Source organism: Marinobacter profundi, from assembly GCF_002744715.1.
Lineage (GTDB): Bacteria > Pseudomonadota > Gammaproteobacteria > Pseudomonadales > Oleiphilaceae > Marinobacter > Marinobacter profundi.
This window is the reverse complement of sequence record NZ_KZ319382.1, coordinates 1-18,130: the sequence shown is the minus strand read 5'-3', so window position 1 is coordinate 18,130 and position 18,130 is coordinate 1. Positions and strand designations below refer to the sequence as shown.

Here is an 18,130-nt window from a genome sequence, read left to right as displayed (position 1 = left end):
ACCACCACGAATGCGGCGGACCAGATTGTGGCGGACTATGCCTACACCCTGGATGCCACCGGTCGCCGCACCCAGGTGCAGGAGGCCCATAACGGCCGCACCACCAGCTACAGCTACGACGAGCTGTACCGCCTGACTGGCGAAACCATCACCGACCCGGTCAACGGCAACCACAGCGCCGAGTACCAGTTCGACAAGGTGGGCAACCGCACCTACAGCATCATCAACGGGGTGCACACCGCCTACAGCTACGACCACAACGACCGCCTCACCCAGCAGGGCAGCGTTAGCTACAGCTACGACGCCAACGGCAACACCCTGACTGAAACCGAAGACGGCCAGGTAACCCGCTACCACTACGATGCCCGCAACAAGCTTATCGAAGTGGAAAAACCGGGTCTGAGCGCGAGTTACGGCTACAACGCCGATGGTATCCGTACCCANGGACTACGCCCAGGTGCTGGCGGAGGTGACCAACGGCACCACCGAGGTGAGCTACACTTACGGCGATGACCTGGTGTCGCAGACCCGTGCCGGAACACCGTCTTACTACCTCTATGACGGCCACGGCTCGACGCGGGCACTGGCGGATGCGAGCGGCTCTTTAACAGACAGCTACGACTACGATGCGTTTGGGGTGTTGCTGAACAGCTCTGGCGATACCGAGAATGCTTATCGGTATACCGGGGAGCAGTTGGACCAGAACCTGGACCAGTATTATTTGCGGGCGCGGTATTACGATCAGAATAGTGGTCGGTTTACGCAGATGGATACATGGATGGGACTAAACCATGATCCAGTTACATTGCACAAATACCTTTATGCAAATGCAGATCCAGTGGCACATATCGATCCTACAGGGAACTTTAGTCTTGGATCTGTGATGTCAGGTATTAATGTGATGGGTAACCTGGCGATGAGGGCGTATAACGCCTATTCATTGGTTGATTCAGTGTTCCGAATTTCTTCAGGGGAAGAAGCCTTCGATCCGATGAGTTTAGGGACATCAATAATTCTAAGCAGGCTCCCTACGAAGCTGTCCTCAAAGTTAATCACAAAAATATGTGGTAAGAATAGCTTTGACGGAGAAACCTTAGTTTCCACAGAAAATGGGTTAGTCCCCATAGCAGATGTCAAGATAGGCGATAGGGTGTGGGCCTACAATGAAGAAACTGGAATCTCGAAGTTGCAGGAGGTGGTGCACCTAATCGTCGGTGAGGGCGAAAAAAAGATTGTAGATATCACTTTGTCAAACGGTGAAGTAATCAAGGCAACAGTAGGTCATCCATTCTATATACCCACTCAGGGTGAATGGGTTAATGCTGGTGAATTAACTAAAAATCAAGCGCTACTTGGCATAGATGGCGGAATCCTGAGTATTTTGGCGCTGTCGAGTAAAACTGAAAATTTAGTTGTATATAATTTAACTGTCATCGCTGACCATACCTATTATGTAGGTCGGTCAGGTGTTCTTAGTCATAACTCATCATGTCGACTAAAAGAAGTGCGTGTCCCTGTGCATTCGTATGAAGCTGCTAGAAACAAAGCACTTCAATTGCTAGGACCTATAGATCAGGCGTTCCGTAGGAATATCTTGGGTCGTTTGTCTGGCAGTAAGGGACATGGGAAGGTTGTGGGCTTTGAAACGAAAGTTGATGGCGTCTGGAAGCAGTTCCGGCTCGATTATGACCCGACAAAGGGGCCACATATAAATGTTAAGGTTGGAAAAGGGAACGACATGATTGTGAATCATTCTATAGAGTTTCCAGGGTCTGAGATAGATTTTGAGAAATTGCTTAAGTTGATTAATTAGCTTGGAAGTGAGTCTTATGGATGAAAATCGCCGCATTCAGTTAGAGAAAAAACGAGAAAAGCTAAAATTTCTTGCTAAAGATCGTTCTCGTCTAGAACTCATTTCTGACTTTATTGAGATTTTGGATTCAAAATCAATAGACTATGATGTGGTATATTCCAACAGAGCTTGGGATTGGGTTTGTGAAAGATTTCCTGTCAATAATTGGGGTGGGCTAAATTGGGAGCAGGTGGAAAAAAAACAAAAATACAGTTGGAGTTCATCAGAGCAATTGCCTAAATTGTTAAAAAAGTTGATTGATGATACCGACCTAGATAATTGTTTGGTTACTGTAATTTGGAGTAATGAAGAGAGGCCAGCAATTGTAATGTTTTTAAATGATATTGCTGGTATTGCCCAGGCAATGTTTGACCAAGACTTTGATACATGGATTGTGTGTGAGGAAAATAAATGGTGTATTGAGTGTCACCATGATGGATTTATAGGGATTGTATGGACTTGAAGCACTAATTTCACTCTAGCGGCAAAACGATGACTTGGTATCGCTGCCCCGCACTGGACTCCGTCGTACTATTTGTGCGACGCCCAACGGCTCCACCCGGGCCCTGGCGGATGCGAGCGGCTCTTTAACGGACAGCTACGACTACGACGCGTTTTGGGTGTTGCTGAACAGCTCTGGCGATACCGAAAATGCTTATCGGTATACCGGGGAGCAGTTGGACCCGAGCCTGGATCAGTACTATCTGCGGGCGCGATATTACGACCAGAGCAGTGGCCGGTTTACGCAGATTGATACGTGGATGGGGCACAATAGTAATCCCATTACTTTGCATAAATATCTGTATGGGAATGCGGACCCGGTTACGTACACCGATCCCACTGGAAAGTTCAGTTTAGGTTCGATATCAGTTGCTCAGAGTATTAATGCGGTTCTGACTACGGCCAGTGTTGTTGGAACCGGGTTCGAATTATATGGTTATGCAAGTGGTAACAAGGAAGTCAGTGCCGAAAATGTGGGCTGGACGGCAATTATACTTCTATCGGGTCCCGCCGTAGGAAAAGTGCTGAAAGGAGCCGCTGCGATTCGGGCAGGAAAAGCATTGGAAGCTGCGGCGAAGTCTGGAAATCTTGGTAAGTTAATCCTCACTTCTGGACGAACAAGTGAGGTTGTGCTTAGAAGATTCATCCCCGGAGGATCAAAGAATTCATTTAAACCAAGTGCCAACATTGCTTCTGGATATAAATACCAGTTCAAAATCGGAGAGACGACGGTTGAGTTTAAATGGCATGCGCCTGACTTGGCGGCGGCCAAAAAGTTTCCTGACTCTAATTCGGGTAGCATTTGGACGGCTCAAATAAAGATAGGTCGAAAGCTTCTAGGTGCCGATGGAAAACTCTATTCTAGGCCTAGTAATGAGACGCATATACCGATTGATATTTTCTAGGAGTGAATTGTGAACCTGCAAGAATATCAAGATTTGCCAGATGGAATGACTGCCAAGGAGGTTGAAGAGATATTCTTGAAATTTCTGAAGGAAGACTCCGGGGTATTTTCGCGAGCGACCATCGAGAAGATGGATATACTTTGTGATAAACAATGGCATGCATTTAATCTTCCGTCAGAGTCTATTAGACTCGCAGCAAGGAACTGGGTTAAGACGTATATTGAAATCGAGAATCATGATCCAGAAATTGCGGCAAAGGTCGTATATTGCTTTGGACTAGAAAAAGTGTTGTTGCAACAAATCATTGATAGTCATAGAGCTATAAATCTTGCGGAGTTTGAGCAGGATATAGAGATGTCTGAGGGTGAGTTCGTTGATCCGTACTGGAGTCTTAGAGAAAACGGTTAGACTATACATGGACCGCTAGTATAGGTTGAACTTAAGGCGTCGCCCTTACAGAATCTCAAGTGTTTGGCGCTCTCTATCGCAGTGCCACCTGACCAGTGAGACCATCACCGACCCGGTTAACGGCAACCACAGCGCCGAGTACCAGTTCGACAAGGTGGGCAACCGCACCTACAGCATTTTCAACGGGGTGCACACCGCCTGCAGCTACGACGCCAACGGCAACACCCTGACCGAGGCCGAAGACGGAGAACGGCATCACCACCCACTACGTGGTGGACAGCAACCGGGACTACACCCAGCTGCTGGCGGAGGTGACGAACGGCACCACCGAGGAGAGCTACACTTACGGCGATGACCGGGTGTCGCAGACCCTTGCCGGAACACCGTCTTACTACCTCTATGACGGCCACGGCTCCACCCGGGCACTGGCGGATGCGAGCGGCTCTTTAACAGACAGCTACGACTACGATGCGTTTGGGTTATTGCTGAACAGCTCCGGCGATACCGAGAATGCCTATCGGTATACCGGGGAGCAGTTGGACTCAAGCCTGGATCAGTACTATCTGCGAGCGCGGTATTACGATCAGGGAGTTGGGCGGTTCACCCAGCAGGATACCTGGATGGGGAAAAGTCAGGATCCTATAACGCTGAACAAATACCTGTATGCGAACGCGGATCCGGTAACCAACACCGATCCAACAGGGTTTTTTTCACTGAGTAGTCTTAGCGTCGGAATGAACGGAGCGGTTCAGCTGGGGTCGAGGGCCGTGGGTAGCAGTGCGCTTCGGTTTGCTGTCAGAAAAGCGGTCCGTGGAGCTATTCAACATGTTCGTTCCACCGGTAAATTAGCCATTAAAACAGCAAGGCAATGCTTGCGAAAAGAAGACAAATGTAAACTAGGCATACCGATGCTGGTTGTCGGTGCTGATAATGGTGCAGTAGCTCAGCATATTTTGGACTCTCAGACGGGGGGTGGCTCGAATGTTATCGGAGGAACACTGACGTTAAATTACAAGGCTTCAGCTAGATTTGCTTCTCCATCACAACGAAATTGGTATCGAAACCGGCCTGAATGTTCGCGCGCGTCTCGTAATCGGTGGGCCAATATTTATGGTTCAAACCATCGGCTTTTGGATTGTGATGAGTATCCAATGTTTTCAACATATCAGGGCGGAAGTGTATCTCCATTCGTATCATTAAGGCCGGTTCCAAGATCCCAAAATCGTTCTGTGGGAGCGCTTTCTCAATGGTTGTATCGAAGTTTCAAGTTTGAGAACAGAAAGGCATTCTTGGTTATTGCCTCACCGTCCATACCTGTTTCTGCGTGGATACCAGAAAGGTGAAAATGTATGTCAGATACTTGGCTTGTCGAAGAAATTGTGAAGTGCGGGATTAGCGAAGAATTAGCCAGTGAAACTCATATTTTTTTGGGTTTTCCAAAAATCGTCAAACAGAAGAAAAGCTACAGCGAGTGGAGTTGTAGTTTTAAAATCACTGGATTATTTGAGTATGTTCATACTTATCGAGCATATTCTGGTTTCTCAGCATTGCTAGGTGCTATCGGAGGGCTTCGGCATAGCTTGCGCTTGAAACTTGAAATGGAGGGGTGGGATCTCTACGCGTACATGCACGATACAAACAGATTTGAAGTCGCCAGTATCGAATCGGTTTTCCTTGTTGAAGACTGCATACCGGAAGATTATGACTAAGTAATCAACGTCGCAAGGAAAAAGGGGATTTCATTAGATTAGTATTCTGATCCGATATTTAACGCCAAACTTTCAAAAACATTACTTCAACCACGATTCCCAGGCCCGGAAAGCGGGATAATGGTCATCCTCTAGATGCCAAGCGCATACCGATAACCTCAGAACTTTTGCAGGGAACGCATGAACACAGACAACAACACAGGTTACCAATATCGCGAGCGAGTCGTTGAGCCGCGGCCTGATAAGGAGTTGCGATTCCGCAACGGGCGGATTCCCGGTTATTTTTCCGTCTTTCTGGGCGGTTTGAGCCTTGCGGCGGTGCTGGCGTATCTGTTTCCTTCCTACCTGACCACCACCGACCTGCGGGCGGTCTATGATGCGCGGGCCCTTCAGGACATACTGAAATACGGCATGTGGTTTTCGCTGTTTTTCGGGGTCACGACTTTTGTGCTTGACCGTCGCAAACGGTTGGGCGCGGCAGGTATCGGGATGACACTGCTGGCGTTTGCACTGGGTGGGTACACTGTGCCGGTTGGCCCGGTGGAGCCCAAGCCCCTGTCACTGGGGGTGGACTGGCTGATTCTTGCGTTTCTCGGCTCTACCCTTGTGTTCACCACGCTCGAAAAGCTGTTTCCGAAGTACCGGGAACAGGTGATTCTGCGTGATCAGTGGGGGCTGGACTTCTTTTACTTCTGCCTGAATCATCTGTTGATTTCGGCGGTACTGCTGTTTGGTAACTTCCTGGTGACCCGGTTTGAGTGGGTTGCCAGTGGCAGCCTGCAGGCCTTCATCCAGGGCATGCCCTTGTGGCTGCAGGTGATGTTGCTGATTCTGGTGGCCGATCTTGTGCTTTATTGGGAGCACCGGGTGTTCCATGAGGTAAGGCGGCTGTGGCCGTTCCACGCCGTTCACCATTCGGTGGAAACCATGGACTGGCTGGCGGGTTCGCGGGCTCATGTGCTGCAGATTTTCGTGGAGCGGGGACTGGTGATGCTGGCTCTTTACCTCATCGGCGCCAGCAAGGCGGCACTGGATCTCTACGTGACCTTCGCCGCGTTGCAGGCCATTGTCATCCACAGCAATCTCAACATCGCGTGGGGGCCGTTCAAGTACCTGCTGGTGACGCCGCAGTTTCATCACTGGCACCACAGCTCGGAAAAACCGGCCATCGACACCAATTACTCGGCCCACACGGTGCTCTTTGACCGGCTCTTCGGCACTTACCACTTCCCGAAAGGGTTATGGCCGGCGGAATACGGCACCACGAAGAAGCTGCCAGGCTCCTATCTCGGCCAGTTGTTCTATCCATTCCGCCGCGACTGAGCCGTCACATCTGCCCGCTTTCCTCAAACCGCTGATGCCAGCTCAGGGCTTCGCCCAACAGGTGGGGGGTGTGCATGCCGCGGCCGCTGGCGCAGGCACGCTCGAAGTAATCCAGCAGTTTCGGGCGGAAGTCGGGGTGGGCGCAGTTTTCGATAATCCGGCGGGCGCGCTGGCGGGGTGCCAGGCCGCGCAGGTCGGCCAGGCCCTGTTCGGTCACCACGATCTGTACGTCGTGCTCGGTATGATCGACGTGGGACACCATGGGGACGATGGCGGAGATAGCACCGTTCTTGGCGGTGGACGGGGTCATGAACACGGACAGGTAGCCGTTGCGGGCAAAGTCACCGGAGCCACCGATGCCATTCATGATGCGGCTGCCCATCACGTGGGTGGAGTTGACGTTGCCGTAGATGTCCGCCTCGATCATGCCGTTCATCGCGATGATGCCGAGGCGACGAATCACTTCCGGGTGGTTGCTGATTTCCTGGGTCCGCAGGATGATCCGCTCGCGGTAGAAATCGATGTTGTCGCTGAGCTCCTGGTTGGCCTCCGGGCTCAGGGAAAAGGCGGTGGCGGAGGCCTTGCTGAGTTTGCCGGATTTCAGCATCGCCAGCATGCCGTCCTGCAGGACCTCGGTGTAGGCGGTGAGGTTCTCGAAGGGGCCTTCGTTGAGGCCGGCCATCACCGCATTGGCAATGTTGCCGACGCCCGACTGCAGCGGCAGCAGGTTCTGAGGTAGACGCTTCTTCTCCACTTCCATCTCGAAGAAGTGCAGCAGGTGCCGGGCAATCTGCTTGGAGGTGTCATCCGGCTCGCTGAAGCGGGAATTGCGGTCCGGCGCGTCGGTTTCCACCACCGCAATCACTTTCTCCGGAGGGCAGATCAGATACTGTTCACCAATGCGGTCGTCCGCTGCGGTCATCTGGATCGGTTTGCGGCGGGGCGGCAGGGCGGTGCCGTAGTAGATGTCATGCATGCCTTCGAGGCCGGCACTCTGGCCGCTGTTCACTTCCAGGATCACCTTGTCGGCCTGGTCGATCCAGGTTTTGTTGTTGCCGATGGAGGACGAGGGGATCAGCCGGCCGTCTTCCAGCACGCCGGCCACTTCCACCACCGCGATATCCAGCTTGCCGAAGAATCCGGACCAGGCGTACTGGGCGACGTGGGAAAGATGAATGTCGATGTATTCCATCTGGCCATCGTTGATCCGCTGGCGACAGGTGGGGTCGGACTGGTAGGGCAGGCGCAGCTCGATACCGTCGACTTCTGCCAGTGCGCCGTCCAGTTCCGGTGCGGTGGATGCGCCGGTCCAGACGCTGATCCGGAACCGTTCATCCCGGGCCCGGGCGGCGCGGATGTGGTCCGCCAGGGCCTGGGGCACCGCCTTCGGGTAACCCGCACCGGTGAAGCCACTCATGCCTACGTTGACGCCGGAGGGGATCAGTGCGGCGGCGTCGTGGGCGCTCATGATGCGTTTGCGGAGTTGCGGGCAACGAATGCGGGATGCGGTCGACATGATCCACCTCTTGATTTGCGGTTAGCTGCCCTGCACGGCTGGCCTGTGTGGCATGGCTGTTGTCGGGGCGAGTCGAAAGGGGCGGTATTCTAGCAGCGAAATGAGAAGTTATGCGTAATTGGGGTAGTGTAACTACCTAATCCTTTAGTCTAGGTGTCGTATAAATTCCAGATATTACTCAGGTAGCCCGGGGCTTACTGCCGTGGCCGGCGGTTGCCGTAACTGCATCCCGATGGGATGATGCCCGGATTGCGCTGAACTCGCTGTTCGTCATTCACCCATCATCCGCAACCGGCAGGGCTTCATGGTCACCAGGACATCCACCCGTTTGAACAAATACATCAGCGAGAGCGGGATGTGTTCCCGGCGGGAGGCCGATCGCTACATCGAGCAGGGTAATGTCTTCATCAACGGCCGGCGTGCTCAGGTGGGCGACCAGGTGTTGCCGGGCGATACCGTCAAGGTGAACGGCCAGGTAGTGGAGCCGCGGGATGAAGAGGATCTGATCTTCATTGTCCTCAACAAACCGGTGGGTGTGGTGAGTACCACCGACAGTGCGGAGAAGGACAACATTGTCCGTTTTGTCGGCCACAGTGAGCGGATATTCCCCATCGGTCGCCTCGACAAGGATTCCCAGGGGCTGATCTTCCTCACCAGTAATGGTGACCTGGTCAACAAGATCCTGCGGGCCGGTAACAACCATGAAAAGGAATATCTGGTGACCGTGGACAAACCGGTGACGCGGGAGTTTGTCGACGGGATGAGTAGCGGGGTGCCCATTCTCGGCACCGTCACCAAGCCATGCAAGGTGGAGCAGGTGTCCCGCTTTGTTTTCCGCATCACCCTGGTGCAGGGGCTGAACCGTCAGATCAGGCGGATGGCCGAGTATTTCGGCTACGAGGTGACCAGGCTGGAGCGGGTGCGGATCATGAATGTCAGTCTTCGCGGGTTACCGGTTGGCGCGTGGCGTGACCTGACCGGGCAGGAATTGGCGACGCTGTTTGATGCTATCCGTGACTCCTCATCGGAGGCCGCGGCGGGTGCCCGCAGTGAGCCCCGCAAGTCCGCAAAGCCAAAGGGTCCGCGGCAGGGTGTTTCCGCTAAACCGGCACGGGCAGGGACAAAGCCGGCCGGCAAACCGGCGACCGGACGAGGTGGCAAGGGCGCCGGGAAAGCACCTGCCAGGGGATCGGGTAACGGAGCGGGTAAGGGACCTGGCAAGGGCGGGAGCAAGGGGCCGGGCCGGCCTGCGGGTAAGCCTACCGGTAACCCGAAAGCCGGCGGACGCAGTGCCGGTCCGAAGGGCCGTCCGGCCAAACCGAGAAAGCCTTCCAGCAAGCGCTAGCCTTCGCTGCAGGCGCTTGTTTTCGGGGCAAATAGGTCCTCTTCCTTACGGCAGAACCAGCCGGGAGCGGCTATGCTTACCGGCTTTAACCCTTTGCCGGATTTTGCCTGAATGCTCGAGACGTTTTTCACCACCTACATCAGCAGTACCATCCGTTTTCTGTTTCTGCTTGCGCCGTTCTTTGTGGTGACCATGTTCCTGGCGTTGACCCGTGGCCTGCCGGCCAGCGAGAAGGCATCGATCATTCGCCGGGCCTGCGTGTCGGCGTTCATTCTCGGCGTTGTGTTGTTTTTTGCCGGCCCGCTGTTGTTCAATGCCATCGGTATCACGCTGAATTCGTTCCGCATCGGCGCCGGCAGCCTGCTGTTCCTCACCGCCATCAGTCTGGTGACCAGCGGCACCCGCAACCACGCCACCGGGCTGCCCGAGGAAGACCGCGACGACATTGCGGTGGTTCCGCTGGCCATTCCGGTGATGATCGGACCGGCCACCATCGGTGCCATCATGGTTTATGGTGCCGAACTCAAGGCGTTACCGGACGTCGCCGGCGGCCTGCTCGGGCTGGTGTCTGGCCTGCTGATCCTGGCGGTACTGCTGCGCTTGTCCGGCTATCTGGAAAAAGCGCTGGGCAAGACCGGGCTGAACATCATGTCCAAGATCAGCGGTCTGATCCTGTCGGCGATGGCGGCGGAAATCGTGCTGACGGGGATTGCAGGTTTCATTGCCGCGACCTGAAGCAGGCGGCACTTTCAGTTCCAGAGTTTGTCATTCCGGGTAGTTATGTCTGCAAACACCATTGAGCACAACCGGTCGCGCCAGAGCTTTGAAGGCTTGTCTTCAGTCTGGCTGTTCGGTTATGGCTCGCTGATCTACAAGGTGGATTTTCCCTTCCTGGAACAACGACCGGCGCAGATTGAAGGCTGGGCCCGACGGTTCTGGCAGGGCTCCCATGACCACCGGGGGACTGCGGAGGCGCCCGGTCGCGTAGTCACGCTGATCGACCAGCCGGATGCCCGCTGTCGCGGAATAGCCTACCGGGTGTCACCGGAAGTCTTCCAGCACCTGGATGTGCGGGAGAAGAACGGCTACCTGCGCTTCACCACCACCATGACCTTCACCGATGGCAGCGGCCACGCAGAAGGTCTGGTTTACATCGCAACCCCTGACAACGACGCGTTCCTGGGGCCTGCCGATGAGGCTGACATTGCCCGTCAGATTGCCGGGGCCTGCGGCCCCAGTGGCCCCAATGCCGAATACCTGCTGCGGCTGGCCGAGTCATTGCGTGATCTCGGTGACCATGACTCCCATGTCTTTGCCCTCGAGACCCTGCTGCGCAATCCGGCAGTCGACTGAAGCTTCCGACGTGCCGGAAAAGCGGTGATCCGCCCTTTACAATCTGGTAACCCCAGACCGCTGTCTTCGTTCAAGTTGTCCATCGCCTTCCCAGATAAACCACTTTCAAAACAAATAGATGGAATTGTGTCAAAAAATCCATGGAGAAAGTCAGTCAACGTAAAGTAATTGCAAAACCGCCTCCTGACGCCTGACTTTTGCCTCGGGTTCGATAACCTTGGAGCAGGTACCGCCCGGATTCGTCAATCACTGGGAACCGGGTGAACGCCAAACAGCCTGAATCAACGATCAGGAACAGAGTAGGAGAAGAACCATGAAACGGATACTGATTGGCAGTCTGATTGCCGGTTTTCTGATGATGGCAGGGCCCGCCATGGCGGACTCTTACCACCGTAATCTGCCGCCGGGCATCCACAAGCAGATGGGCCGTGATCATCATGACCATGGCCGCTGGGAACGTGAGCGGCATTACTCGAAGTACCATGACCGCCGCCACGGTCACAAGCATAAACACAAGCACAAGCACAAAGGCTACCGGGACCGGCATTACCATGATGACTGGAAGTACGGACGTCGTGACGGCTATCGCCATGACCGCTACCGCCACGGCCATTACGACGGCCACAGTGTCGAGCACCGGGTCGCCAATATTGTTCACAACACCCGGGAGCTGATCGAAATGAACCGCCGCTGAGCGGGCAGCCATAAAAAACCGGGCCTCAGGGGCCCGGTTTTTTTGGCTCTGATAAATGTGGTCAGCCCTTGCGGCGACTCAGCCGGTGCTGCAGCTCGCCGATGATGCCGCGGCGGAACACCATCACACAGAACACGAAGATCACCCCGAGGATTACCTGCACCCAGGAGCCGAACGAACTCAATTCATGACTCAGCGAGGCCACGGTAATGGCACCGACCACGGGGCCGAACACGGTGCCCAGGCCACCGACCAGGGTCATCAGGATGACCTCGCCGGAGGTCTGCCAGTGGGCGTTGGTCAGCGCGGCGAACTGGAAGATCAATGCTTTGGTCGCGCCGGCGAGGCCGGCCAGGGTGGCAGAGATCACAAAGGCCATCAGTTTGAAGTGGTCGACGTCATAGCCCAGCGACAGCGCCCGTGACTCATTCTCCCGGATGGCCTGCAGTACCTCGCCGAAGGGCGAATGGATGGTGCGGTAAATGATGCCAAAGCCGATCAGGAAGATGGCAAGCACCAGGTAGTACATGGCGAGTTCGTTGTTCAGGTCGATGAAGCCGAACAGCTCACCCCGCGGAATCCGCTGCAGGCCGTTCTCGCCGCCGGTAAAGGGCAGCTGGAGGGCCAGAAAGTAGATGATCTGCGCCAGCGCGAGGGTGACCATGGCGAAGTAGATGCCCTGGCGACGGATGGCGAGGTAACCGAACACCGTACCTAGCAGCAGCGCGAAGCCGGTTCCGGTCAGGATGCCGAGCAGCGGCGGGAAGCCCCATTCCTTGAGCGCGTAACCGGCAACGTAGGCGGCGCCGCCAAAAAATGCCGCGTGGCCGAAGGACAGCAATCCGGCATAGCCCAGCAGCAGGTTGAAGGCACAGGCAAACAGCGCGAAGCAGAGCAGGTCCATGACGAAGACTGGGTAGGCAAAGAATGGCGCGGTCAGCCCGAGGACGATCATGATCACAAGCAGGATACGGTTCATCATGGCGGGCTCACTTCTCCTTACCGAACAGTCCCGCGGGGCGGAACAGCAGGACCAGCACCATCAGGAAGAAAATCACCGTACTGGCGGCGGGCGGGTAGAATACTTTGGTCAGGCCTTCGATCAGGCCCAGTGCCAGGCCGGACAGGATGGCCCCCATGATCGAGCCCATGCCTCCGATCACCACCACTGCGAACACCACGATGATCAGGTCGGCCCCCATCAGCGGGCTCACCGAGTAGATCGGTGCGGCAAGCACGCCCGCCAGACCGGCCAGGGCGGCGCCGAATCCGAAGGTCAGGGTGACCATCAGCGGCACGTTGAGGCCGAAAGCCTGGGTCAGGTTGGGGTTTTCCACCCCGGCCCGCAGGCGGGAGCCGAGCTTGGTATGTTCGATGAAGTACCAGGTGGCAAAGCACACCACCAGGGAAAACACGATGGCGAACAGACGGTAGGTGGGGAAGTACATGAAGCCGAGATTGACCACCCCGCTGAGGCTTTCCGGCTGGCCCGGGTAGGGCGTACCGGAGACATTGAAATAGTTGGCGAACAGTCCCTGCAGGATGAGGGTGATGCCAAAGGTCAGCAGCAGGCCGTAGATATGGTCGAGGTCTGCCAGTCGTTTCAGCATGGTCCGTTCTATCAGGATGCCCAGCAGGCCGACCAGCAGGGGCGCCACCAGCAGCGAACCCCAGAAGCCGACCTGCAGGCTGATGCCGAACCACTGCTCCAGGAGGGAGTAGCCGATCAGGGCGATGAAGGCGCCCAGCATGTACATCGCGCCATGGGCAAAGTTGATGATGTTCAGCAAGCCGAAGATCACCGCCAGCCCGAGACTCAACATGGCGTAAAACACACCCACATTCAGCCCAAGCAGCGCCTGGGCCAGTATGACCTGCATCGACACGTTGGTTATCCCCCTGAAGCCGTGGTAATGGGTTGCGGTTACTGGTTAACCAGTGAACACTTGGTGTCTGCCATGGAGATGTAGGCGTCGTCCGCCGGAATCTTCGACACCACCTTCAGCAGGTCCCACTCTTCGGTGGCCTCGTCCGGCTTCTTCACCTCAACCAGGTACATGTCATGGAGCATCGAGCCGTTCGGGGCAATCTTGCCACCCTTCACGAAGAAGTCATTCAGCTCCATTTCACCCAACTGTTTACGGACGGTGTCACTGTCGTCAGTACCGGTGGCCTTGACGGCTTCGAGGTAGTGGGTAACCGCCGAGTAAACCCCCGCATGGACCATGGTCGGCATGGCCTTGTGGCGCTCATAGAACCGGCGTGACCACTGCTCGGCTTCGTCATCCTGGTTCCACACGAAGGCAGTGGTGAACTGCAGGCCCTGGGCGATGTCCAGGCCCATGCTGTGCACATCGGAAATGAACACCAGCATACCGGCCAGCTTCTGGCCACTTTGCACGATGCGGAACTGATTGGCCTGCTTGATGGCATTGACGGTGTCCTGGCCGGCGTTGGCCAGGCCGATGACATCCGCTCCGGAAGACTGGGCCTGCAACAGGTAGGATGAGAAGTCGTTGGTGGACAGGGGCGCGTTGACGTTGCCGACCACCTCGCCACCAAGGTTCTTCACGACGGCTCCGGTGTTATCGCGCAGGGAGTGGCCAAACGCATAGTCGGCGGTGATGAAGAACCACTTCTTGCCACCGTTGCGCACCATCGCGGTGGCGGTGCCGACCGGCAATGCATGGGTGTCGTAGACGTAGTGGATACCGTAGGGCGAGCACTGATCCTCGGTCAGCGCGGTGGTGCCGGCACCGGTGTTCAGGGTGATGATTTTCTTGTCGGCGGCCAGGCCCTGTACCGACAGCGCCACCGAGGAGTTGTCGAGGGCGGTGATCATGTCGACCTGTTCGGCGTCAATCCACTCCCGCGCGGTACTGGCACCGATATCCGGCTTGTTCTGGTGGTCCGCCGAGATGATCTCGATGGGCTTGCCGAGCACCGAGCCCCCGAAATCCTCGATGGCCATCTGGGCCGCGATCACCGCACCGGGCCCTTCCAGCGCCTTGTAGACCCCCGACATGTCACTGAGCACGCCGATCTTTACCTTGTCATCCGACAGCGCGGCATTGGCGGCCAGCGGTACCGCCAGTCCGGCCAGAGTGACGGCACCTGCGATGCCTTTTATCCAGTGCTTGAGCATAGTCTTGTTCCCCTTGTTGTTGTCTTGGTGCGGCCCGACGGGTCCGCAACCGGATCAGACACTGAGGTGCCTGTTCAACTGCTCCTGCTTGCTATCAAGCTCGGCCGCCTCGATCTGTTCGACAACGCGGCCGTGCTCAATGATGTAGTGGCGGTCTGCCAGTGGCGCAGCAAACCGGAAGTTCTGCTCTACCAGAATGATGGTGAAGCCTTTTTCCCGCAGTTTGCGGATCACCTCGTCAAGCTTTTTGAGGATGACCGGTGCAAGGCCTTCGGTGATTTCATCCAGCAGCAGCAGGGTTGCGCCGGTGCGCAGGATGCGGGCAATGGCCAGCATTTGCTGTTCGCCGCCGGACAGTTTGGAGCCCTGGCTCTTGCGCCGCTCCTTGAGGTTGGGAAACATCTCGTAGATTTCGGCGATGGACAGGCCACCGGGGGCAATCACCGGGGGCAGCTCCAGGTTTTCGTCGACATTCAGCGAGGCAAAGATGCCCCGTTCCTCCGGGCAATAGCCCAGCTTGCCGATGTGGGCAATGCGGTGGGTGGGCATATCGATGACCTCGGTGCCGTGCAGCCGGATGGAACCGGTCCGCTTGCCCACCAGGCCAAGGATGGCTTTAAGTGTCGTGGTGCGTCCCGAGCCGTTCCGGCCCAGCAGGGTGATGACTTCGCCTTCGTGCAGCACCAGGTCAAGTCCGTGGAGAATGTGGGATTCGCCATACCAGGTATGGAGGTTCTCAATCCGCAGCAGTTCCGGTTTGTTATCAGGCGGCATCGGTGGTCCCCATATAGGCTTCCATCACGGCAGGGTTGGTCGACACGGTGTCGTAGTCACCTTCCGCCAGTACCTCGCCCCGGCTCAGCACGGTGATGCGGTCGGCAAGGGTGGAGACCACGTTCAGGTTATGCTCCACCATCACCACCGTGCGGCCTTCGACAACCCGGCGGATCAGGTCGGTGACTGTGCTGACATCCTCCGCGCTCATGCCCTGGGTGGGTTCGTCCAGCAGCATCAGTCGTGGCTTGAGGGCGATGGTGGTGGCGATTTCCAGTGCCCGCTTGCGGCCATAGGCCAGCTCGACCGCCTTGGTGTCCGCGAACTCGCCCAGTCCTACCTGCTCCAACAGGTGCTGGGCTTCCTCGTTGAGCTGGTCGAGCACACGGATGGGCCGCCAGAAGTGGTAGGACACGCCCAGTTTGCGCTGCAGGGCGATACGCACATTCTCCCGCGCTGACAGGTGCGGGAATACCGCGGAAATCTGGAAGGATCGGATCAGGCCATGCTGGGCAATCTCGGCCGGTCGGTGGCGGGTAATGTCGTTGCCGTCGTAGAAGATTCGGCCCGCCGTCGGGGTCAGGAACTTGGTCAGCAGGTTGAAAAACGTGGTCTTGCCGGCACCATTGGGCCCGATCAAGGCATGGATGTGCCCGGTCTGGACCTGGACATTGACATCCTTGATGGCCGTGAAGCCCTTGAAGTCCTTGGTAAGGCCTCGGGTTTCCAGAATGATGGACGGGGTCTGGGTACTGTCGCTCACGGAACGTCACCATGTGTCGTTGCCGGGCTCGTAGCCCGGTCGTTCTTATTATTGGCCCTGCCAAAAAAGGCAATCGTGACAGCCAGTTGAAAGACCCATTCAGTAAAGACGCCGGGCCCCGGTTCTGTCAAGTCAGGCCATTTTCGGCGACAGTCGGCGATGCCTCAGGCCAATCAGCAGCAGCGGGACGATGGCGCTGTTGACGATTTTCGCTGACATTCCATGACTCCGATGCGGCGGGTCAAAATTTAAGGGAGAACAAGGGAGAGAATGGGGCAACCCAGCGGTAGTCTGATGATCGATTCGACATGGGCTTTCATGAGGATGCGTCCGGCCAGCAAACCCTGCCAGTGACGGAGAGTTTTGAGTATAACTGGAATCGTATTATCCAGCTGAAGACAAAAAATTGAACTCCTAAAACTGGTGTTGGTTTTTAAACATGTGCAGCTGAGAATCTTATAAATTGCATGTGCCAAATTGGCACACCAAATTGATTAAGGCAATTAAGTGTGCCAACATGGCATACACAGACTGAGTCCGTCGAAGCACTTTTTATCAAGGAAGAGGGTTTTCTTGGGCTCCAGTCGAGCCTATCCCGCCATCGGTGAAGAATACGATGAACACACAAGGTAAAGACACTCGCCTGGTCGCCCGTGTCGATGAAGAAACGCAGAGACTTATTGCTCATGCAGCAGAGTTAACGGGCCGCAGCTTGAGTCAGTTCCTGATCTACGCTGCAAAGAAAGAAGCACAAGAGGCCGAGCGTCAGGCGCTACAGATTCAGGTTTCCCGGCAAAGTGCTGATCTTATGCTGGAGCTACTGGATAACCCTGAGCCGATTAACCCAAAGCTTCGGGAAGCTGCACTCAATCACAGGAAGTTGGCTGGTGACTTTAAGAACCGAAGAAATCAGTAAAAAACACAATCGGCGAAAGTTTGACTGCGGTAAACCTGCACTCAACGAGTTCTTGAAGAAAATTGCCCGGCAAAGCAGCCAGAAGATGGCGACACGGACTTATGTACTGATTGAAGATGACGACGACCCGACGGAGATCCTGGGTTATTACACTCTTCTTCCCAGCACCCTTGTCTTCCCCCAGGGACACCCCCTGCAAAAGCGGTTTCCGTCGGATCCGCCGGTTTACCGGCTGGCACGGCTGGCGGTTGATAACTCTGTGAAAGGATATGGATTAGGAGCATACCTGCTGATCGAGTGCCTGAGGCGAGTTGTTGATGCGTCAATATCCGTTGGAGGTATCGGTTGTGCGGTAGATGCCAAAGACGACGACTCAAAAAGATTCTACGAAAGGTTTGGGTTTGTTGCTATTGATGGCGTCGAGGGTGACTCTCTAGCTCTTTGGCTACCATTTGAACAATGTCTCGAAGCAGTCGAACTCTCACAGACAAGTGGAGGGTAGTCGGGTTCTGCCCTGTTACTTCGGATCTTGCAAAAAAGAGGCGGAATTTCTCCCCGGGGGACGTGTTGGTCTATCCGCCTGAACGTTCGTTTTGCGACCATCCCGCATCCGAGGCAATACCTAAACAGAAAGCGAATATTCGAGATTCATCTTCCGGTTAATAACGCTTGACGTTAATGTTGCATCGCGTCACTATTGAGCCATGATCATATCGTTCAAGTGTAAGGACACCGAGAAGTTGGCAAGCGGACGCCGCGTCAGGCGCTTCGTCAATTTTGAGCGAGTTGCGTTAAGGAAGATTCGACAACTCCAAGCTGCAAGCCAGTTGGATGACTTGAAAGTACCGCCCGGAAATATGTTGGAGCCATTGTATGGTGACCGCCAAGGCCAGCACAGCATTCGAATCAACAAACAGTTCCGGGTT

21 protein-coding genes are annotated in these 18,130 nt (G+C 55.5%); 14 read left to right on the top strand and 7 right to left on the bottom strand.

From position 1 onward, the window contains the following. The first annotated feature begins 457 nt into the window (after positions 1–457). The 4 genes from CLH61_RS18710 to CLH61_RS17900 all read left to right on the top strand — a co-directional run bounded on the left by CLH61_RS18710 (position 458) and on the right by CLH61_RS17900 (position 3,666). Positions 458–1,813, top strand: coding sequence for a polymorphic toxin-type HINT domain-containing protein (locus CLH61_RS18710; RefSeq protein ID WP_407657605.1), 1,356 nt, complete (start codon positions 458–460; stop codon positions 1,811–1,813). Between the two features lie 16 nt (positions 1,814–1,829). Next, a complete protein-coding gene (locus tag CLH61_RS18385; protein WP_143752181.1) occupies positions 1,830–2,315 on the top strand; it encodes a CDI toxin immunity protein in 486 nt (161 codons plus the stop codon). A 157-nt stretch (positions 2,316–2,472) separates the two neighbouring features. Continuing rightward, the gene (locus tag CLH61_RS17905; protein WP_211289144.1) at positions 2,473–3,258 is read left to right on the top strand and encodes an RHS repeat-associated core domain-containing protein; all 786 of its coding nucleotides are present in this window, start codon (positions 2,473–2,475) and stop codon (positions 3,256–3,258) included. A 9-nt stretch (positions 3,259–3,267) separates the two neighbouring features. Beyond that, positions 3,268–3,666 (top strand): hypothetical protein, encoded by a 399-nt coding sequence (locus CLH61_RS17900; RefSeq protein ID WP_143752179.1) that lies wholly within the window; start codon positions 3,268–3,270, stop codon positions 3,664–3,666. Positions 3,667–3,739: 73 nt separating this feature from the next. Here the strand turns inward: CLH61_RS17900 and CLH61_RS18510 are convergent, their stop codons facing one another. After that, entirely contained in the window at positions 3,740–3,922 is a 183-nt protein-coding gene (locus tag CLH61_RS18510; protein WP_211289143.1) for a hypothetical protein, read from the bottom strand. 13 nt (positions 3,923–3,935) lie between these two features. Here CLH61_RS18510 and CLH61_RS18505 point away from each other — a divergent pair, with 13 nt between their 5' ends. The 3 genes from CLH61_RS18505 (at position 3,936) to CLH61_RS17885 (ending at position 6,698) form a co-directional block, all read left to right on the top strand. Further along, positions 3,936–5,009 carry an RHS repeat-associated core domain-containing protein gene (locus tag CLH61_RS18505; protein ID WP_211289142.1) on the top strand — a complete coding sequence of 358 codons (1,074 nt, stop codon included), beginning with the start codon at positions 3,936–3,938 and terminating at the stop codon, positions 5,007–5,009. Between the two features lie 6 nt (positions 5,010–5,015). Continuing rightward, positions 5,016–5,375, top strand: a complete 360-nt coding sequence (locus CLH61_RS17890) for a hypothetical protein (RefSeq protein ID WP_099616067.1) — start codon at positions 5,016–5,018, stop codon at positions 5,373–5,375. Positions 5,376–5,555: 180 nt separating this feature from the next. Beyond that, a complete protein-coding gene (locus CLH61_RS17885; protein WP_099616066.1) occupies positions 5,556–6,698 on the top strand; it encodes a sterol desaturase family protein in 1,143 nt (380 codons plus the stop codon). Between the two features lie 4 nt (positions 6,699–6,702). Here CLH61_RS17885 and CLH61_RS17880 read toward each other — a convergent pair whose 3' ends face one another. Next, the gene (locus CLH61_RS17880; RefSeq protein ID WP_099616065.1) at positions 6,703–8,214 is read right to left on the bottom strand and encodes an acetyl-CoA hydrolase/transferase family protein; all 1,512 of its coding nucleotides are present in this window, start codon (positions 8,212–8,214) and stop codon (positions 6,703–6,705) included. Between the two features lie 304 nt (positions 8,215–8,518). On the opposite strand from CLH61_RS17880, the gene rluF reads away from it, so the two are divergent. The 4 genes from rluF (at position 8,519) to CLH61_RS17860 (ending at position 11,606) form a co-directional block, all read left to right on the top strand. Continuing rightward, the gene (gene rluF / locus CLH61_RS17875; protein ID WP_099616064.1) at positions 8,519–9,559 is read left to right on the top strand and encodes a 23S rRNA pseudouridine(2604) synthase RluF; all 1,041 of its coding nucleotides are present in this window, start codon (positions 8,519–8,521) and stop codon (positions 9,557–9,559) included. 111 nt (positions 9,560–9,670) lie between these two features. Next, positions 9,671–10,294, top strand: a complete 624-nt coding sequence (locus CLH61_RS17870; RefSeq protein WP_099616063.1) for a MarC family protein — start codon at positions 9,671–9,673, stop codon at positions 10,292–10,294. A gap of 45 nt (positions 10,295–10,339) precedes the next feature. After that, a complete protein-coding gene (locus tag CLH61_RS17865; RefSeq protein WP_099616062.1) occupies positions 10,340–10,912 on the top strand; it encodes a gamma-glutamylcyclotransferase in 573 nt (190 codons plus the stop codon). Between the two features lie 313 nt (positions 10,913–11,225). Beyond that, positions 11,226–11,606, top strand: coding sequence for a hypothetical protein (locus CLH61_RS17860; protein WP_099616061.1), 381 nt, complete (start codon positions 11,226–11,228; stop codon positions 11,604–11,606). 61 nt (positions 11,607–11,667) lie between these two features. On the opposite strand, the gene CLH61_RS17855 is transcribed toward CLH61_RS17860, so the two are convergent. Genes CLH61_RS17855 through CLH61_RS17835 form a run of 5 tightly spaced genes read right to left on the bottom strand, consistent with a single transcriptional unit; the run spans position 11,668 to position 16,288 of the window. Further along, positions 11,668–12,588 (bottom strand): branched-chain amino acid ABC transporter permease, encoded by a 921-nt coding sequence (locus tag CLH61_RS17855; RefSeq protein ID WP_099616060.1) that lies wholly within the window; start codon positions 12,586–12,588, stop codon positions 11,668–11,670. Positions 12,589–12,595: 7 nt separating this feature from the next. Next, positions 12,596–13,486, bottom strand: coding sequence for a branched-chain amino acid ABC transporter permease (locus tag CLH61_RS17850; protein ID WP_170003779.1), 891 nt, complete (start codon positions 13,484–13,486; stop codon positions 12,596–12,598). Between the two features lie 44 nt (positions 13,487–13,530). Further along, on the bottom strand, positions 13,531–14,751 hold the full coding sequence (locus CLH61_RS17845) for an ABC transporter substrate-binding protein (protein WP_099616058.1): 1,221 nt from the start codon (positions 14,749–14,751) through the stop codon (positions 13,531–13,533). Between the two features lie 54 nt (positions 14,752–14,805). Continuing rightward, positions 14,806–15,525, bottom strand: a complete 720-nt coding sequence (locus CLH61_RS17840) for an ABC transporter ATP-binding protein (protein ID WP_099616057.1) — start codon at positions 15,523–15,525, stop codon at positions 14,806–14,808. Continuing rightward, positions 15,515–16,288 (bottom strand): ABC transporter ATP-binding protein, encoded by a 774-nt coding sequence (locus CLH61_RS17835; RefSeq protein WP_099616056.1) that lies wholly within the window; start codon positions 16,286–16,288, stop codon positions 15,515–15,517. The genes CLH61_RS17840 and CLH61_RS17835 overlap by 11 nt, the downstream gene beginning before the upstream one ends. Before the next feature lie 616 nt (positions 16,289–16,904). Between CLH61_RS17835 and CLH61_RS17830 the strand changes: the two genes are divergently transcribed. The 3 genes from CLH61_RS17830 to CLH61_RS17820 form a co-directional block, all read left to right on the top strand. Beyond that, entirely contained in the window at positions 16,905–17,204 is a 300-nt protein-coding gene (locus tag CLH61_RS17830) for a type II toxin-antitoxin system TacA family antitoxin (protein ID WP_099616055.1), read from the top strand. Next, on the top strand, positions 17,176–17,706 hold the full coding sequence (locus tag CLH61_RS17825; RefSeq protein ID WP_099616054.1) for a GNAT family N-acetyltransferase: 531 nt from the start codon (positions 17,176–17,178) through the stop codon (positions 17,704–17,706). The genes CLH61_RS17830 and CLH61_RS17825 overlap by 29 nt, the downstream gene beginning before the upstream one ends. Before the next feature lie 202 nt (positions 17,707–17,908). Continuing rightward, the coding region (locus CLH61_RS17820) for a type II toxin-antitoxin system RelE/ParE family toxin (protein WP_099616070.1) at positions 17,909–18,130 on the top strand (222 nt) is incomplete at its 3' end.

What these genes read in the sequence shown, in the direction of transcription:
- CLH61_RS17840 (WP_099616057.1), bottom strand. Translation starts at nt 15,525, where the DNA reads ATGCCGCCTGATAACAAACCGGAACTGCTGCGGATTGAGAACCTCCAT.
- CLH61_RS17865 (WP_099616062.1), top strand. Translation starts at nt 10,340, where the DNA reads ATGTCTGCAAACACCATTGAGCACAACCGGTCGCGCCAGAGCTTTGAA.
- CLH61_RS17850 (WP_170003779.1), bottom strand. Translation starts at nt 13,486, where the DNA reads ATGCAGGTCATACTGGCCCAGGCGCTGCTTGGGCTGAATGTGGGTGTG.
- CLH61_RS18385 (WP_143752181.1), top strand. Translation starts at nt 1,830, where the DNA reads ATGGATGAAAATCGCCGCATTCAGTTAGAGAAAAAACGAGAAAAGCTA.
- CLH61_RS17830 (WP_099616055.1), top strand. Translation starts at nt 16,905, where the DNA reads ATGAACACACAAGGTAAAGACACTCGCCTGGTCGCCCGTGTCGATGAA.
- CLH61_RS17880 (WP_099616065.1), bottom strand. Translation starts at nt 8,214, where the DNA reads ATGTCGACCGCATCCCGCATTCGTTGCCCGCAACTCCGCAAACGCATC.
- rluF (WP_099616064.1), top strand. Translation starts at nt 8,519, where the DNA reads ATGGTCACCAGGACATCCACCCGTTTGAACAAATACATCAGCGAGAGC.
- CLH61_RS17860 (WP_099616061.1), top strand. Translation starts at nt 11,226, where the DNA reads ATGAAACGGATACTGATTGGCAGTCTGATTGCCGGTTTTCTGATGATG.
- CLH61_RS18510 (WP_211289143.1), bottom strand. Translation starts at nt 3,922, where the DNA reads ATGCCGTTCTCCGTCTTCGGCCTCGGTCAGGGTGTTGCCGTTGGCGTC.
- CLH61_RS17855 (WP_099616060.1), bottom strand. Translation starts at nt 12,588, where the DNA reads ATGATGAACCGTATCCTGCTTGTGATCATGATCGTCCTCGGGCTGACC.
- CLH61_RS17870 (WP_099616063.1), top strand. Translation starts at nt 9,671, where the DNA reads ATGCTCGAGACGTTTTTCACCACCTACATCAGCAGTACCATCCGTTTT.
- CLH61_RS17890 (WP_099616067.1), top strand. Translation starts at nt 5,016, where the DNA reads ATGTCAGATACTTGGCTTGTCGAAGAAATTGTGAAGTGCGGGATTAGC.
- CLH61_RS17885 (WP_099616066.1), top strand. Translation starts at nt 5,556, where the DNA reads ATGAACACAGACAACAACACAGGTTACCAATATCGCGAGCGAGTCGTT.
- CLH61_RS17845 (WP_099616058.1), bottom strand. Translation starts at nt 14,751, where the DNA reads ATGCTCAAGCACTGGATAAAAGGCATCGCAGGTGCCGTCACTCTGGCC.